The organism is Rubellimicrobium rubrum (assembly GCF_006152115.1).
Classification (GTDB): domain Bacteria; phylum Pseudomonadota; class Alphaproteobacteria; order Rhodobacterales; family Rhodobacteraceae; genus Rubellimicrobium; species Rubellimicrobium rubrum.
The window spans coordinates 271,435-284,946 of the sequence record NZ_VDFU01000002.1; the positions used below are offsets into that span (position 1 = coordinate 271,435).

The following is a 13,512-nucleotide window of genomic DNA, read 5'->3' on the forward strand; positions in this document are numbered from 1 at the left end:
GGGAGACATTGTCATGCCCTCATGCCAGAAGATCGCGCCCGGCGCGACGACCTACGCGGGCAAACAGGGGTTCGACTACTTTGAAGGGATCGCACGGGAAACGACGGGCTCGCGGGGTATCTGCATGCATCTGCTGACCATACCGCCGGGCGGCCGGGCCAAGGCGCACAAACACGCGACCCACGAGACGGCGATCTACGTCATCTCCGGCACGTCGATCATGGCCTGGGGCGAGCGGCTGGAGCACCGTATGGAGGTGGGCGCGGGCGAAATGCTCTACATCCCCGCCGACACCCCACACCTGCCCTGGAACCCGGGCCCCGAGCCTGTGACGGCGGTCATCGCCCGCACCGACCCGCACGAGCAGGAAAGCGTGGTGCTGCTGCCGGACCTGGAGGGGCTGGTGCCCTGACGCCATCACACCCCGCTCGCCGGGATGCCCGTCCGGGTCACCGGGCGCGGCGCGGTCAGTTCCTTCCAGGTCGACAATGCCCGGCTCACGGGCGTGTTGGCCTCGCGCGCCACGAATTCGCCATGGCCCTCGCGGGTGCGGATCTCGCCATCGTGGACCGCGACATAGCCGCGGGTCAGGGTAAAGCGGGGCAGGCCCTTGACCTCGTGGCCCTCGAAGACGTTGTAGTCGATGGCGCTCTGCTGCGCGCTGGCGGTGATGGTCTTGGTCTTCTCGGGGTCCCAGACGATCAGGTCGGCGTCGGCGCCCACGCGGACCGCGCCCTTGCGGGGGTAGCAACCCAGGATCTTGGCGATGTTGGTGGAGGTGACGGCCACGAACTCGTTGGGCGTCAGGCGCCCGGTGGCCACGCCGTGGGTCCAGAGCATGGGCAGCCGGTCCTCCAGCCCCCCCGTGCCGTTCGGGATCTTGGTGAAGTCGTCCAGGCCGAAGCGCTTCTGCTGGGTCGTAAAGGCGCAATGATCGGTGGCCACGACCGAGAGCGAGCCAGACTGGAGGCCAGCCCAGAGCGAATCCTGATGGTGCCTGTCGCGGAAGGGGGGTGACATGACCCGGCGGGCGGCGTGGTCCCAGTCGGGGTGGCGGTATTCGCTGTCGTCCAGCGTGAGGTGCTGGATCAGCGGCTCGCCCCAGACGCGCTTGCCCTGCTGACGGGCGCGGCGGATGGCCTCGTGCGCCTCCTCGCAGGAGACGTGCACGACATAAAGCGGCACGCCCGCCATGTCGGCGATCATGATGGCGCGGTTGGTGGCCTCGCCCTCGACTTGGGGCGGGCGGGAATAGGCGTGGGCCTCGGGGCCGCGGTTGCCTTCCTCCATCAGCTTGCGCTGAAGCTCGGCCACGACGTCGCCGTTCTCGGCATGGACAAGCGCGGTGCCGCCCAACTCGCCCAGGCGGCGGAACGACGCGAACATCTCGTCGTCGTTGACCATCAGGGCGCCCTTGTAGGCCATGAAGTGCTTGAAGGTGGTGATGCCCTGCTCGACCACCTTGGGCATGTCGTCCCAGACCTGCTCGCCCCACCATGTCACCGACATGTGGTAGGAATAGTCGCAGCTCGCCCGGCCCGACTTGTTGTGCCACATCTGCAGGCCATCGAGGAGCGGCTGCCCCTGCCCCGGCAGCACGAAGTCCACGACCATCGTGGTGCCGCCCGCCAAGGCGGCGCGGGTGCCGGACTCGAAGTCGTCGGCGGAGTAGGTGCCCATGAAGGGCATCTCGAGATGGGTGTGGGGATCGATGCCGCCGGGCATCACCAGGCAGCCCGTCGCGTCGAGCGTTTCGTCGCCCCGCAGATTCGGGCCGATCTCCGCGATGCGCCCGTTCTCGATCAGGATGTCGGCGGAATAGGTCAGGTCGTGCGTGACGACCGTTCCGCCCCTGATGACTGTGCTGGCCATGATGTCCCCTTTTGCCTGTTCTTCTTTGTTCGGGCAGCCCGACCCCTTCAGGTCGGGTTCAGCGGCGCGATGGGCGCGGGCGGCTTGATGTCGCCCGGCAGCAGCGCGGGAAACTCGGCGTCGCCCACGGCTTCGTCGCCTGAAACGGTGGCCACGGGGCTCCGGTCGCAGATCTGGTTTCCGGCGGCGTCGGTCAACGGAAAGCCCGAGGGCGGGTCCGTGACCTCGATCGACAGGAGATAGCACCCGTCGCCGTTGCGCACCGCCACCGAGGGCGGCACCCCGGCAGGGAGCGCGGCCAGGACTTGCGGGGGCAGAGGCTCGGGTGCGGCGGCCTCCGCCTCGGGGCTGCCGAAAAAGCCGCCGGAGGTGTCGTCGCCCCCCCGACTATCGGGACCGGGGGCCGCGCAGGCGGCAAGGAAGGGCAGCAAGAGAAGGGCTAGGCGTGTCATCAGCGCTCCAAAGCAGGATCGAGGCGCAGCGTAGCCCGGCCCCGAGGCGAGCGGGAGGCGGCGCGGCCTGTTTTTTCGGTCGTCACGGCACGATCTCCGCCGCGTCCAGCACGGCATGGAGAAGGACATCCGTTCCCTTGGCCGCCCAGTCGGGGGTGATCTCCTCGGCCTCGTTGTGCGACAGCCCGTCCTTGCAGGGGCACATGATCATCACGGTCGGGGCCACGCGGTTGATCCAGCAGGCGTCGTGCCCCGCGCCCGACACGATGTCGCGGCGCGAGTAGCCCAGGCGGTCCGCCGCGTCCCGGACGCTTTGGGCCAGCGCGGGGTCGAAGGTCACCGGGTCGAAATGGCCCACGGGCTCGATCTCGATCCCGAGGCCCAGCTCGGCGGCGATCTTCGGGGCCTCGGCCTCGATGATGGCGCGCATGGAGTCGAGCTTGGCCTGATGGGGCGAGCGTATGTCGATGGTGAAGACCGCGCGGCCCGGGATCACATTGCGGGAGTTCGGCCAGACATTCGCCTGCCCCACTGCCCCCACCGCGTCCGGCTGATGATCCATGGCGACGCGGTGCACGAGTTCGATGATCCGCGCCATGCCAAGGCCCGCATTGACCCGCATGGCCATCGGCGTGGAGCCGGTATGCGCGTCCCGCCCCGTCAGCCGCACCTCCAGCCACCAGAGGCCTTGGCCATGGGTGACGACACCGATCTCCTTGCCTTCGGCCTCAAGGATGGGGCCCTGCTCGATGTGAAGCTCGAACATGGCGTGGATCCTGCGGGCCCCCACCGGCTCGTCGCCCACGAAGCCGATGCGCTTGAGTTCGTCGCCGAAGCGCTTGCCGTCCGCGTCCACGCGGTCGTAGGCGTAGTCCTGGTCGTGGATACCGGCAAAGACGCCCGAGGCCAGCATGGCGGGGGCGTAGCGCGTGCCTTCCTCGTTGGTCCAGTTGGTGAGGACGATGGGTCGGCGGGTCCGGATGCCGGCGTCGTTGAGCGTCCGCAGAACCTCCAGGCCGCCCAGCACGCCCAGGACGCCGTCGTACTTGCCGCCCGTAGGCTGCGTGTCGAGGTGGCTTCCCATGTAGATCGGGTCGAGGCCCGGGTCGTCCCCTTCGCGCCGGGCGAACATGTTGCCCATGGTGTCGAGCCCCATGGTGCAGCCCGCGGCCTCGCACCAGGACTGGAACAGGCGGCGACCCTCGGCGTCGGCGTCGGTCAGGGTCTGGCGGTTGTTCCCCCCCGCGATGCCCGGTCCGCACTTGGCCATGTCCATGAGGCTGTCCCACAGCCTTTCGCCCGAGATCCTGAGGTTGGCCCCGGTGACGACCATCGCGATGTCTCCCTGTCGTGGCGCCGCATGAAGCGGGGAGAGTTGCCCCCGGCGGCCAGCCTTGATTTGACCAGTCGGTCAAAGCCACGCTAGCAAAGGCCGGACCCCAGTCAAGGATTTCGCGTTCCGCCACCGGATCCGCTGAAAGATGATGCGACAGGCAGCGTCGATGCCAAAGGAATGCCCAAGGAAGGGAACGAGATGAGCATGGACGGACAGGACGAGCCGCCGCGTGCCGGGGGCGGTCGCACCCGCATCCAAGAGCGCAACCGCGCCGCCATCCTCGAAGCTGGCCTTGCGGTGTTCTCGGCCACCGGCTTCTCGGGCGCGACGCTGGATCGGATCGCCAGCGAGGCCAAGCTGTCCAAGCCCAACCTGCTATACTACTTCCCATCCAAGGAGGCCGTGCACATGGCCCTCTTGACCAACCTGCTGGACGCTTGGCTGGCCCCCTTGCGGGCGCTCGACCCCGAGGGGGAGCCGGTGGCGGAGGTTCTGGCCTATGTGCGGCGCAAGCTCGACCTGTCGCGGGACTTTCCGCGCGAAAGCCGGCTGTTCGCCAACGAGGTCCTGCGCGGAGCCCCGCACCTGTCGGGCGTTCTGGAAGGGGAGCTCGCGGCCCTCGTGGAGGACAAGGCCGCGGTGCTGGAACGCTGGATGGCCGAAGGACGCCTAGCTCGGGTGCCGCCCAAGCATCTGCTGTTCTCGATCTGGGCCCTGACCCAGCACTATGCCGACTTCGAGCCGCAGGTCCGGGCCGTGCTGGGCCAGGGGCACGACCCCTTCGCCGAGGCCGGGGACTATCTCGAGACGCTGTTCCGGCGCCTGCTCGCGCCCTGACGCTGACGGAACCCTGCCGCGTTCGCCGCATTGCAGAGACCCGGGCCGACCTATATGAAGCTCGGATGCACGGCAGGCTCCCACGATGGCAATGAGCGACAGCGACAGACCAAACGTGGGCGACGCCCCCAGCCCGGAAGTGCATGTCGGCGACGGCCAGAACATGGCCGAGTCAGCGTCGGCCGCGCAAAGCGGCTCGGACCTGCCGACCCCCGGCCAGCACGCGACCGGGAGCCTGACCGCGCTGACCCTGGGCGCGATCGGGGTCGTCTATGGCGATATCGGCACCTCGCCCCTTTACGCCATGCGCGAGTCGCTCCACGCGACCGCCAGCGGCGGGCGGGCCGAGGCCGATGTGATCGGCGTCATCTCGCTGCTGATCTGGACCATCGTCCTGATCGTGACCTTCAAGTACGTCGTGCTGATCCTGCGCGCCGACAACCGGGGCGAAGGCGGCACCCTGTCCCTCGTGGCCCTGGTCCAGCAGGCGCTGGACAAGCGCCCCGTCTGGCTGCTCGGTTTGGGGATGGTCGGGATCTCGCTGTTCTTCGGCGACTCGATGATCACTCCGGCCATGTCGGTGCTGTCGGCGGTCGAGGGCATGAGCCTGGTGACGCCCGCCTTCGACCCTTACGTCGTGCCCATCACCGTGGCGATCATTGTCGGCCTTTTCGTGGTGCAGCGCTGGGGCACGGGCTTCGTGTCGGTCTTCTTCGGCCCCATCATGGTGGCGTGGTTCCTGACCATGGGGGTCATGGGGCTGCTGCACCTTGGCGACAACTGGGCGATTCTGCGGGCCCTGAACCCGGTCTATGCCGCAGGCTTCGTCGTGAGCAACGGGTTCGCCTCCCTGATCGTGCTGGGGTCGGTCTTCCTGTCGGTCACGGGGGCGGAAGCGCTGTATGCTGATCTCGGACATTTCGGGAAGAAGCCGATCCGCCTGGCCTGGGTTTCCCTGGTCTGGCCGGCGCTGACGCTGTCCTATCTCGGCCAGGGCGCCCTGGTCCTGTCCCATCCCGAGGCAGCCGAGGACCCGTTCTTCCTCCAGGCCCCGTCCTGGGCGCTTCTCCCGCTGGTGATCCTTGCCACAGCCGCGACGGTGATCGCCTCGCAGGCGGTGATCTCGGGCGCTTTCTCGATGATGAAGCAGGCCGTGCGCATGGGTCTCCTGCCCCGGCTCGAGATCCTGCACACCTCGGAAAGCCAGGAAGGGCAGATCTACCTGCCCCGCGTGAACGCGATCCTGGCCGTGGGCGTGATCATCCTCGTGCTGGTGTTCGGCTCTTCGTCCAATCTCGCCTCGGCCTACGGGATCGCGGTCACGGGCGACATGGTCATCACCACCATCCTTGCGTCCTTCGTGTTCCTGCGCGCCTGGCGCTGGCCTGCGCCGCTGGTCGCGGTGATCGTCGTGCCGATCTTCGTGATCGAGGTGATCTTCCTGGGGGCCAACGTCCTCAAGATTCCCGACGGCGGCTGGGTGCCGATCCTGATGGCCGCTGCCACGGTCCTGCTGATGTGGACCTGGGTGCGCGGCACCCGGCACGTCCAGGCCCAGGCCCGCCGGGGCGCCAGCACCATCGAGGCGTTGATCGAGATGCTCGCCAAGTCGAGCCGCCTCAGGGACGTGCCGGGCACCGCCGTCTTCCTGACCTCTGACCCCGACATCGCCCCGGCGGCGCTGATGCATAACATCAAGCACAACTACGTGCTGCACGAACGCAACATCATCGTCTGCGTGAGCATGGCCACCAAGCCCTTCGTGCCCGACAGCGAGCGGGTCCGGATCACCAAGCTGTCCGACCGCTTCAGCCGCGTGGACATGTGCTTTGGCTACATGGAAGAAACGAACGTGCCCCGCGCGCTGACGCTGGCCCGCAAGCAGGGGGAGAAGTTCGACATCATGTCCACGTCGTTCTTCCTTAACCGGCGCACCTTCCGGACCTCCAAGACCCAGGGCCTCCCGGCCTGGCAGGAGGCGCTCTTCATCGCGCTGTCCAAGTCGGCCGCCAACGCCACCGACTTCTATCGTCTCCCGACGAACCGGGTGATCGAGCTCGGCCAGCAGATCATCATCTGAAAGCTTCCATCATGCGCTTCGTGCTTCCCCTCGTCGCGGCTGGCCTTGCCGCGCCCGCCTTTGCCCAGGACTGCGGGGGCGACTGGTCCCTGTTCCTTGACGAGCTCAAGGCCGAGGCCCTGGCCACCGGCGTGCCGGCCGAGGATGCGGACCGCTTCCTGTCGGGCGCGCGGCAAGACCCCAGCGTGCTGGAGCAGGATCGGGGGCAAGGCATCTTCCAGGCCGACTTCGTCACCTTCTCGCGCCGGCTGATCTCGCAGGATCGGGTGGACCGCGCCGCCCGCCTGGCCGGGGAGCATGACGCCACCTTCGACCGGATCGAGACCGATCTGGGCGTGCCGCGCGGTATTCTCCTGGCCTTCTGGGCCTTTGAGACCGACTTCGGACAGGTCCAAGGCGACTTCGACACCACGAATGCCCTGCTCACGCTAGCCCATGACTGCCGCCGGCCCGAGTTGTTCCGGCCCGAAGCGCTGGCCGCCATGCGCCTGCACGCCCAAGGACGGTGGGACACGGATGTCAGGGGGGCCTGGGCCGGAGAGATCGGGCAGGTCCAGATGCTGCCGCGCGATATCCTGGAATTCGGGTCGGACGGCGACGGCGACGGGATCGTGGACCTCAAGGGCTCGTCGGATGACGCGCTCCTGTCCGGCGCGCGGATGCTGGCGGGCCTGGGCTGGCGGCCGGACGAGCCCTGGCTGCAAGAGGTCACGGTGCCCGACAGCCTCGACTGGAGCCTGACCGGACTGGAGAAGCCTCGCTCCGCCTCGGAATGGGCCACGCTGGGCGTCGCCGCGCGGGAGGGCGGGATCGCCACCGACCTGCCCGCCGCCCTGGTCCTGCCTTTGGGGCGCAAGGGTCCGGCGTTCCTCGCCTATCCGAACTTCTCGCTCCTGACCGAGTGGAACCAGAGCCTGACCTATGTCCTGACGGCTGGCTACTTTGCCACCCGGATCATGGGCGCGCCGGTCTATGATGCAGGCGAGCCTGATCCGGCCCTGTCCGGCGAGGAGATGAAGTTCCTGCAGCAGCGGCTCCAGGCGCGCGGCCATGACGTGGGCGAGATCGACGGCATCCTCGGGGCGAGAACCCGGGTGGCGGTGCAGGCCGAACAGGTCCGCCTGGGCCTTCCCGCCGACGCCTGGCCCACCCAAGCGTTGCTGGACGCGCTTTAGGCCAATCGCTTCCAGAGGCCCTGGAAGGTCCGCTGCCACTCCGTCGCGTCCTCCAGTTCGCGGGCGAGCTGGAGCACCAGAAGATCCGCGCCGGGCTTGCCGGTGATCTGAACGGCCAAAGGCAGGCCGCTGCCGCCGATCATGACCGGACAGGAAGCTGACGGCTGGCCTGCGAGGTTCGCTGGCGTGGAGAAGGGGGCGAAGGCGTAGCCCCGCGCATTCCATCGGTCGAGGTCACGGCCGTTGGTCGCAAAGTCGAGTTCGCCCAAGGAGGGCGGATCTTCGGCGAGACTGGGTGTCAGCACGATGTCGAACGACTCCCTGGACCGGCCGATGGCCTGTGCCGCGCGAGCCATGGCAAGGCGGGCGTCTAGGTAGTCTACCGCGCTCAGCGTCCGGGCATGGCGGAGCGCCGCGCGGGTCAGGTCGTCCAACTCGTCCTCGCTCGGGTCGCGACCGAGCTCCGCGCCGCGCTCCTGGACGAGGTGCAGGATGTCGGTCGTCCAGAGCGCGTCAAACCAGGGGCCAGGCAGCGCTTCGGGCGGAAAGGCGTAGGGCTCGAGGTGGTGGCTGAGGCCGCTCAGCAGGCGCGCCGTCCGCTCCACCGCCGCAGCTTGGTTCGCACCGGCGCGCCGGCCCGCAGGGTCCTCCAGGGCGACCCCGATCCGCAGGCGTGGCAGCGGCGCGACAAGACCAGCGAGGAAGCCACCGGAGGGGGGAAGCCGGTTGAGCCGCGTGCCTGTGTCCGGTCCGGCGGTCACGTCCAGGGAGGCTGCGCTGTCGCGGACAGACCGGGTCAGGACGTGGTCGGCATCAAGCCCCCCGGCGATCTCCTCCCAAGGCGGCCCAAGGGGGTTCAGGCCCACCGACGGCTTGAAGCCGAAAACGCCGCAGCAGGCGGCCGGGATGCGGATCGAGCCACCAAGATCCGTCCCATGAGCCAGCGGCACCATTCCCGACGCCACAGCCGCGGCAGCCCCGCCGCTGGAGCCGCCCACCGTGACGCCCTCGTTCCATGGGTTCAACGTGGGGCCGTAGAGCTGAGGCTCGGTGATGAAGTCGCCCGCGAATTCGGGCGTGTTCGTCCGCCCCAGGATCACGAGCCCCGCCTCGCGCCAGCGTCGCACCATTGTGCTGTCGGGCTTGGGCTCGGCCCCGGCGAAGAAGCGCGAAGCGAACCGGGTGGGCATGTCCGCCCCGAAAAGGTTCACGTCCTTGAGCAGGAACGTCGCTCCGGCCAAAGGCCCGCGTGGGCGGAGCCGCTCCGCCTCGGCCCGTGCGGCATCGAAGCGGTCCAGCACCACCGCGTTCAGCCGGGGATTCAGCGCCTCGATGAGCGAGATGGCCGCTTCGGCCACCTCGGTTGCGCTTATCTGGCCTTGGGCGATCAGTTGCGCCAGGCCCACGCCGTCCTGGGCTCGGTATTCGTCGGGGGTCATGCCCCCTCCCTAACCCGGCTCAGGCGGCGATGAAATCCCGTACGAAGTCGGTCTGCGGCCGCGCCTGGATATCCCCCGGCTTGCCCACCTGCTCGATCCGACCCATCGACATGACCACGACGAGGTCGGCCAGTTCCATCGCCTCTTCCTGGTCATGCGTCACGAAGATCGTGGTCAGGCCCGTCGCGTCGTGGATGTCGCGCAGGCCCTGGCGCAGTTCCTTGCGGACCTTGGCGTCGAGCGCGCCGAAGGGCTCGTCGAGGAGGAGCATTCGCGGCTCGATGGCCAGGGCGCGGGCCAGGGCGACGCGCTGCCGCTGGCCGCCCGACAGCTGGGACGGGTAGCGCTTGGCGATGTCGGGCAATTGGATCAGGTCCAGGAGTCTGGTCACGCGCTGCCCGATCTCGGCGTTCGACGGCCGGGTCGCGCGCGGCCGGGCGCGCAGGCCGTAGGCGATGTTCTCGAACACCGTCATGTGCCGGAACAACGCATAATGCTGGAACACGAAGCCCGCGCGGCGGTCCTGCACCCGCATGCCGGTCGCGTCCGTCCCGTCAAAGATCACGCGTCCCGAAGTCGGCTCTTCAAGGCCCCCCAGGATGCGAAGAAGCGTGGTCTTGCCCGAGCCCGATGGCCCGAGCAGCGCCACCAGCGCCCCCGAAGGGACATTCAGCGACACCGGCAGGAGCGCCGTAGCGGCCCCGAATTCCTTGGCGATCTGGTCGATCTGGATCTGCATGGGAAAACTCCTCAGTGCCGTCCGCCGGCGGCGGCAAGCTGGTCGGCGTAGCGCCATTCGAGCAGGCTTTTCAGCGTCAGCGTGACAAGAGCGAGCAGCGTCAGAACGGCCGCCATGGTGAAGGCCGCGACCGAGAGATATTCGTTGTAGAGCATCTCGATCATGATGGGCATGGTGGCCGTCTCGCCCCGGATCTTGCCGGACACGACGGCCACGGCCCCGAACTCGCCCATGGCACGGGCGTTGCAGAGCAATACGCCGTACAAAAGCGCCCACTTGATGTTGGGCAGCGTGACCGTCAGGAACATCCGCCAGCCCGATGCGCCCAGCGTCAGCGCGGCTTCCTCCTCGGCCTTGCCCTGTTCGGTCATGAGCGGCACCAGTTCGCGGGCCACGAAGGGGAAGGTGATGAACATCGTGGCCAAGATGATGCCAGGCACGGCGAAGACGATGGGATAGCCGTTCGCCACCAGCCAGCCGCCGAAGTCGGAGTTGGCGCCGAAGAGCAGGATGATGCACAGCCCCGCCACCACCGGCGACACCGAGAACGGCAGGTCGATGAGCGTGAGAAGCACCGCCTTGCCGCGCCACTGGAACTTGGTCAGCGCCCAGGCGGCGGCGACGCCGAATAGCGCATTGAGCGGCACCGCTACTGCCGCGACGATCAGCGTGAGCTTGACCGCGGCCCAGGCATCGGGCTCCGCCAGCGACTCGACCGCAAGGGCCCAGCCGTCGCGCAGCGCCTCGAAGAAGACGGAGGCGAGAGGGATCACGACCAGGACGGCCAGCACGGCCAGCACGAGGATGGTGAGCGTCCAGCGCAGCCAGCGTGGCTCGTCGGTGCAGCGGGTGAAACGGGCGGGCCGCGGGACGGGCGCGGACAGGGCTGGGGGGGAAATGGTCATATCGGCCATGGCTCTCAGGCTCCGGCGGTGTGGCGACGGCTCCAGACCTGGATCAGGTTGATGAGGAGCAGGAGGACGAAGGAGATGGCGAGCATTGCGAGGGCGATAGCGACCGCGCCATTGTAGTCGAACTCCTCGAGCCGGATCACGATCAGGAGGGGCGCGATCTCGGTCTTGAAGGGCAGATTGCCGGCGATGAAGATGACCGACCCGTATTCCCCCACCGCGCGGGCGAGCGAGAGCGCGAAGCCCGTCAGCAGCGCCGGGGTGAGCATCGGCAGGATGACCCGCCGCCATGTGGTGAGCCGCGTGGCCCCGAGGGTGGCCGAGGCTTCCTCGACCTCCTGCTCGATCTCGGCAATGACGGGCTGGACGGTCCGGACGACGAAAGGAAGCCCCACAAAGACGAGGGCGATCCAGATCCCGATCTCGGTATAGGCGACGCGGAAGCCGAACCAGTCCTGGATCGGGCCGCCAAGGATGCCATTCGGGGCGTACAGCGCAGTGAGGGCGATGCCCGCCACCGCCGTCGGGAGCGCGAAGGGCAGGTCCACCGCCGCATCCACGAGCTTGCGGCCCGGGAAGTCATAGCGGACCAGCACCCAGGCGAGCGCCAGCCCGAAGACGAGGTTGAACAGCGCCGCGATCAGCGCCGCCCGGAATGACAGGGCCAGGGCCGAAAGCACCCGCTCGGAACCGATGGTGGCCCACAACTCGGCCGGGCCGATGCCGGCCGCACGAGTGAGCAGGGCCCCGATGGGCAGAAGCACCACCAGGGACAGCAGGGTCAGGGTGATTCCCAGCGAAAGCCCCCACCCCGGCAGGGGGGAAGGGGCGCGGAGGCTCCAGGCTCCGGTTCGGCTCACTGACTGCCCTCCTGGTAGATCTGGTCGAAGATGCCACCATCGCCGAAATGCTCGGGCTGAACCTGCGCCCAGCCGCCGAACTCCTCGATGGAGACAAGCTCGATCTCGGGAAAGCGCTCCACGTCGGCAGGGTCGGCAGCCGAGGTATCCCAGCCCCGGTAGAAGTTCTTATAAACGATGGCCTGAGCCTCGGGAGTGTAAAGGAAGTTGAGATAGGCCTCGGCCAAGGCCCGCTCATTGTCGTCGGCCAGATTGCCGTCCACCACAGCGACTGGCGGCTCGGCCAGCACCGACACCGAGGGAACGACGATGTCGAACTGATCCTCGCCCAACTCCTCGAGCGCGAGATAGGCCTCGTTCTCCCAAGCCAGCAGGACGTCACCGATGCCGCGCTGGGCAAAGGTGGTGGTGGCGCCCCGCGCGCCCGAGTCGAGCACGGGGACATGGCGATAAAGCTCACCCACGAAGGCCTGTGGGTCCTGCCCGTTCCGCTCCGCCCAGGCCCAGGCGGCCAGGTAGTTCCACCGCGCCCCTCCGCTCGTCTTGGGGTTGGGCGTGATAACCTCCACCCCCTCCTGCAGAAGGTCGCCCCAGTCCTGGATGGCCTTGGGATTCCCCTCGCGGACGAGGAACACGATCGTGGAGGTATAGGGCGACGAGTTGTGCGGCAGGCGCGCCTGCCAGTCGTCGGGGATCAGGTCGGTGTTCTGTGCGATGGCGTCGATGTCCGAGGCCAGCGCCAGGGTCACGACATCCGCGCCCAGGCCGTCGATGACCGCGCGGGCCTGCGCGCCCGAGCCACCGTGGCTTTGCTCGATGTTCACGGCCTCGTTGCCCTGGGTCTGCCAGTATTCGCTGAAGGCTTCGTTGATCTCCCGATACAGCTCGCGGGTCGGGTCATAGGAGACGTTGAGGAGTTCTTGGGCGCGGGCCTCCTGGGCCAGGACCGCCCCTGCCAGGGTCAGGACGCCGCCAGCAAGGGCCATGCGCCAGGACGCCAAGTCCGTGGCGCGTCCATGGGCCACGCAGACACGCCCAGCACCGTTCCGGTCCGAGCAGCGGCCAGAAGCGGCGGGACCGATGAGGTTGGCGAAGCGAGAAGGCATCTGGATCTCCTGCCGATAAACCGGGGTCGCTTGATCGCGGCCCATTGAATATCGACGGAGCTAGTCGTCTATTTCAAGCGGAAAAGACGCTCGTCCGTGTCGTGATTTGATGAGGCGGGCGGAACTCTGCCGAAGCTGCGGTGATAATGCTTTGATGACAGCGGCTTATCCGAAACAGGCCATGGCCTGTCAGGCAGCGAAAACCTGCGTGGCCTTGTCATTGGACCGCAGCATGTCGGCCAAGGTCAATGACTCGATGAGAACGAGGTAGCTCCAGAACACCTCGGCGAACACCTTGCGGATGCGGCAGGTTTCCTCGTCCACGCAGTCCTCGCAGCGCTCGTAGCTCCGGCGCGACAGGCAGGGCAGCGGGGCCATCGGCCCGTCGATCAGACGGAGAAGCTCGGACAGGGCGATGGTTTCCGGGTCCTTGACCAGCACGTATCCGCCAGACCGTCCCCGAATCGACGCGATGACCCCGGAGTTGCGGATCTCGAGAAGGATATGTTCGAGAAAGCGCTTGGGGACCCCTGCACGCTTTGCGACCTCCTCGATGCGCAGCGCCTGTCCCCCCTCCTCCTTTTCGTCGGCGAGGACCATGAGAGCCTTGAGCGCGTACTTCATCTTCTGGCTGATCATGGATCGGGCCTAGCCGAAGATAGGTGCTTCTTCAACGAGCATTGCCCGGAATGGCGAGTTTCCTGA

13 protein-coding genes are annotated in these 13,512 nt (G+C 67.7%); 4 read left to right on the top strand and 9 right to left on the bottom strand.

The genetic code is table 11. The features are described from left to right. Nucleotides 1–13 precede the first annotated feature (13 nt). The gene (locus FHG66_RS21850; protein ID WP_139075178.1) at nt 14–412 is read left to right on the top strand and encodes a cupin domain-containing protein; all 399 of its coding nucleotides are present in this window, start codon (nt 14–16) and stop codon (nt 410–412) included. A 5-nt stretch (nt 413–417) separates the two neighbouring features. Here the strand turns inward: FHG66_RS21850 and hydA are convergent, their stop codons facing one another. From hydA to FHG66_RS02895, 3 genes are all read right to left on the bottom strand, one after another. After that, entirely contained in the window at nt 418–1,872 is a 1,455-nt protein-coding gene (gene hydA / locus FHG66_RS02885) for a dihydropyrimidinase (protein ID WP_139075179.1), read from the bottom strand. 47 nt (nt 1,873–1,919) lie between these two features. Beyond that, nucleotides 1,920–2,324 (bottom strand): hypothetical protein, encoded by a 405-nt coding sequence (locus tag FHG66_RS02890; RefSeq protein ID WP_139075180.1) that lies wholly within the window; start codon nt 2,322–2,324, stop codon nt 1,920–1,922. Between the two features lie 82 nt (nt 2,325–2,406). Beyond that, nucleotides 2,407–3,657 (bottom strand): Zn-dependent hydrolase, encoded by a 1,251-nt coding sequence (locus FHG66_RS02895; RefSeq protein ID WP_139075181.1) that lies wholly within the window; start codon nt 3,655–3,657, stop codon nt 2,407–2,409. Nucleotides 3,658–3,858: 201 nt separating this feature from the next. Between FHG66_RS02895 and FHG66_RS02900 the strand changes: the two genes are divergently transcribed. The 3 genes from FHG66_RS02900 (at nt 3,859) to FHG66_RS02910 (ending at nt 7,752) form a co-directional block, all read left to right on the top strand. Then, nucleotides 3,859–4,497 carry a TetR family transcriptional regulator C-terminal domain-containing protein gene (locus FHG66_RS02900; protein WP_246082432.1) on the top strand — a complete coding sequence of 213 codons (639 nt, stop codon included), beginning with the start codon at nt 3,859–3,861 and terminating at the stop codon, nt 4,495–4,497. Nucleotides 4,498–4,582: 85 nt separating this feature from the next. Then, nucleotides 4,583–6,577 (top strand): potassium transporter Kup, encoded by a 1,995-nt coding sequence (locus FHG66_RS02905; protein WP_246082433.1) that lies wholly within the window; start codon nt 4,583–4,585, stop codon nt 6,575–6,577. Between the two features lie 11 nt (nt 6,578–6,588). After that, a complete protein-coding gene (locus tag FHG66_RS02910) occupies nt 6,589–7,752 on the top strand; it encodes a lytic murein transglycosylase (protein WP_139075182.1) in 1,164 nt (387 codons plus the stop codon). Here the strand turns inward: FHG66_RS02910 and FHG66_RS02915 are convergent. From FHG66_RS02915 to FHG66_RS02940, 6 genes are all read right to left on the bottom strand, one after another. Next, complete coding sequence (locus tag FHG66_RS02915) at nt 7,749–9,191, bottom strand: amidase (RefSeq protein WP_139075183.1); 1,443 nt, start codon at nt 9,189–9,191, stop codon at nt 7,749–7,751. The genes FHG66_RS02910 and FHG66_RS02915 overlap by 4 nt on opposite strands. 19 nt (nt 9,192–9,210) lie before the next feature. Next, nucleotides 9,211–9,930 (bottom strand): sulfate/molybdate ABC transporter ATP-binding protein, encoded by a 720-nt coding sequence (locus FHG66_RS02920; protein WP_176556102.1) that lies wholly within the window; start codon nt 9,928–9,930, stop codon nt 9,211–9,213. A gap of 11 nt (nt 9,931–9,941) precedes the next feature. Continuing rightward, nucleotides 9,942–10,835: a sulfate ABC transporter permease subunit CysW gene (cysW, locus tag FHG66_RS02925; RefSeq protein WP_139075230.1), complete on the bottom strand. Its 894-nt coding sequence runs from the start codon at nt 10,833–10,835 to the stop codon at nt 9,942–9,944. 14 nt (nt 10,836–10,849) lie between these two features. After that, a complete protein-coding gene (cysT, locus tag FHG66_RS02930) occupies nt 10,850–11,701 on the bottom strand; it encodes a sulfate ABC transporter permease subunit CysT (protein ID WP_139075185.1) in 852 nt (283 codons plus the stop codon). After that, nucleotides 11,698–12,687 carry a sulfate ABC transporter substrate-binding protein gene (locus FHG66_RS02935; protein ID WP_139075231.1) on the bottom strand — a complete coding sequence of 330 codons (990 nt, stop codon included), beginning with the start codon at nt 12,685–12,687 and terminating at the stop codon, nt 11,698–11,700. The genes cysT and FHG66_RS02935 overlap by 4 nt, the downstream gene beginning before the upstream one ends. Before the next feature lie 309 nt (nt 12,688–12,996). Then, nucleotides 12,997–13,446 (bottom strand): Rrf2 family transcriptional regulator, encoded by a 450-nt coding sequence (locus FHG66_RS02940; RefSeq protein WP_139075186.1) that lies wholly within the window; start codon nt 13,444–13,446, stop codon nt 12,997–12,999. Between the last annotated feature and the right edge of the window lie 66 nt (nt 13,447–13,512).